The sequence below is a fragment of the Microcoleus sp. LAD1_D5 genome (assembly GCF_036702115.1).
Classification (GTDB): Bacteria; Cyanobacteriota; Cyanobacteriia; order Cyanobacteriales; family Microcoleaceae; genus Microcoleus.
The window spans coordinates 6778-9335 of the sequence record NZ_JAUBSA010000124.1 but is presented as its reverse complement, the minus strand read 5'-3'; the positions used below and the strand labels follow the sequence as shown (position 1 = coordinate 9335).

At 45.2% G+C, this 2558-nt stretch carries 2 protein-coding genes and 1 pseudogene; all 3 read left to right on the top strand.

What is annotated here, in order from left to right; genetic code table 11:
- Positions 1-241 precede the first annotated feature (241 nt).
- Positions 242-1072 carry a 30S ribosomal protein S2 gene (rpsB, locus tag QUA70_RS27120; protein ID WP_333325121.1) on the top strand — a complete coding sequence of 277 codons (831 nt, stop codon included), beginning with the start codon at positions 242-244 and terminating at the stop codon, positions 1070-1072.
- Positions 1073-1408: 336 nt separating this feature from the next.
- Entirely contained in the window at positions 1409-2068 is a 660-nt protein-coding gene (gene tsf, locus QUA70_RS27115) for a translation elongation factor Ts (RefSeq protein ID WP_333325124.1), read from the top strand.
- A gap of 189 nt (positions 2069-2257) precedes the next feature.
- A pseudogene (locus tag QUA70_RS27110) lies at positions 2258-2558 on the top strand (hypothetical protein); the annotation flags it as partial.

Genomic DNA, 2558 nt, shown 5'->3' with positions numbered 1-2558 from the left:
AACCGAGTTAATCGGCTAGGCTAACCGTCCCATAAGGGTTTAAAACCCTTATTTTAGGTTAAACGAGTCGCACCAAGCCAACCCTACGGATATCAGATTGTCAGAAAAAGTAGCGCGCCCTGTGATAAACTAGAAAAGTTGTTTAAATTCGCACATCCGGGTTTTCGGGTGTTTCGAGGGCGCAAACCTTCAGAAATACGACCGGGTGGAGGATTAACCCGAATTAGGAGTTAAAAATACAATGCCAGTAGTCAGTTTGGCTCAAATGTTAGAGTCAGGGGTTCACTTCGGACACCAAACCCGCCGGTGGAACCCGAAAATGTCTCCATACATTTTCACAGAGCGCAACGGGGTTCACATCATCGACCTCGTGCAAACCGCTCAGCTTATGGAAGACGCCTACGAGTACATGAGAGTTGCCTCAGAAAAAGGCAAAAAGTTTTTGTTCGTGGGTACGAAGCGCCAAGCTGCCGGGATTGTAGCCCAAGAAGCTCAACGCTGCGGTGCTTATTACGTCAACCAGCGCTGGCTGGGGGGAATGCTCACCAACTGGACGACGATTAAGTCCCGCGTGGAGCGCCTCAAGGATTTGGAGCGCCGTGAGGAAATCGGCGCCCTCGATTTGCTGCCGAAAAAAGAAGCTTCGGTACTGCGCCGAGAAATGGCAAAACTCCAGAAATATCTGGGCGGGATTAAATCTATGCGGAAGATTCCCGACGGAGTGGTGCTGGTAGACCAACGTCGCGAGTATAATGCGGTGTTGGAATGCCAAAAGTTGGGAATTCCGATCGTCTCTCTGTTGGATACCAACTGCGACCCGGATTTGGTTGACATTGCGATTCCGGCGAATGACGATGCTATTCGATCGATCAAGCTGATTGTCGGCAAGCTGGCTGATGCCATCTACGAAGGTCGTCACGGTCAGCAGGGCGGCGAAGGTGACGAAGACTACGACTACGAAGGTGGTTACGAAGGCACTGAATATGATGTCGAAATCGAAGAATTGGATGACCCCAATTATGTAGATCCCGACGACGCCGCTGACGCTGACGGCGAAGAAACCGAAAGCTAGTATTGCCCTCGGAATCTGACACCAGGAAATTAAAAATTAAAGATTGAAAATTAAAAATAATTATTATTTTTAGTTGGATATTTTTAATTTTTAATTGTACATAGGACGAGTCTAAGTCATTAGTAGAGTTCTGGTAAAAGCCTTCATTCTGTGAGCGCCATAATTAATTATGGCGCTACACATACAAAGTCGATACTAAGATCGACAGGGTATTTCTTCAATTTGGTCTAATCATTAACATTAAAATTAGTGACTAATGACTAATGACTGATGACTAATGACTAACGACTAATGACTAATGACTAATAACTAATTTTGATTGGGAACTTAAAGAAGATGGCGGACATATCTGCAAAACTTGTTAAAGAACTGCGCGACAAAACCGGCGCGGGCATGATGGACTGCAAAAAAGCCCTCGCTGCAAACGATGGCGATATCGAAACATCCATTGAGTGGCTGCGGAAAAAAGGTCTAGCCGGGGCTGATAAAAAAGCAGGACGAGTTGCTTCAGAAGGGCTTGTAGGTAGCTACATTCATACAGGCGGTCGCGTGGGAGTGCTGGTGGAAGTTAACTGCGAAACAGATTTTGTGGCACGCCGCGAAGAATTCCAAACTTTGGTGCGGAATATTGCGATGCAAATTGCAGCTTGCCCGAATGTGGAATACGTGAAAGTTGAAGATATCCCACCCGAAATTGTCGAAAGAGAAAAGGCAATTGAAATAGGCAAGGACGACTTGGGCAACAAGCCGGACAACATCAAAGAAAAGATTGTTCAAGGGCGCATTGACAAGCGCATGAAAGAGTTATCTTTGATGGATCAGCCTTTTATTAGAGATCAGAATATCTCGGTGGAAGAGTTGGTGAAACAAACCATCTCCCAAATTGGAGAAAATGTCCAAGTGCGCCGCTTCGTGCGCTTTGTCTTGGGCGAAGGCATTGAGAAGGTAGAAGCTAACTTTGCCGATGAAGTGGCAGCCCAAATGGGTGCTCAATAATCCCAACTTAAGATTAAAAATTAAAAATTAAAAATGTGAAACCTGGATTTTTTGCATTTTTAATTTTTAATTTTTACAGGACTTATGGACAGACTATATTTGTAGGGTGTGCACTGCACACCTTACTACTACAGATAGCGTAAGAATTTAGAACTTGCGTAAGTCTTATTTTAATTTTATACGAGAGATATGGTGCGACCAAGAGAGCGAATAGAGCAAGATTTGGCAGGACTCGAAGAGGCTTTAGCAGCCTTGAAGTTGGAGTTTAGCAATACCTATGAAGGTTATTTAACTGCGTTGGGACAAGCGGTGAGGCAGCAGTTAATTTTGGCTTGCTATCACCTTTGCACTCAAGCAGTACCGGAGTCGTTTCTCAAGTTGTCCTTCGAGGGGAGGCAAAAAATGCAGCAGTCTGTAAGGGCTTTGGCTGCGGCGTCGGAGGAAAAATTGCGATCGCTGGTGAGTGAATCAGAAGCAGATGAAGAAATAG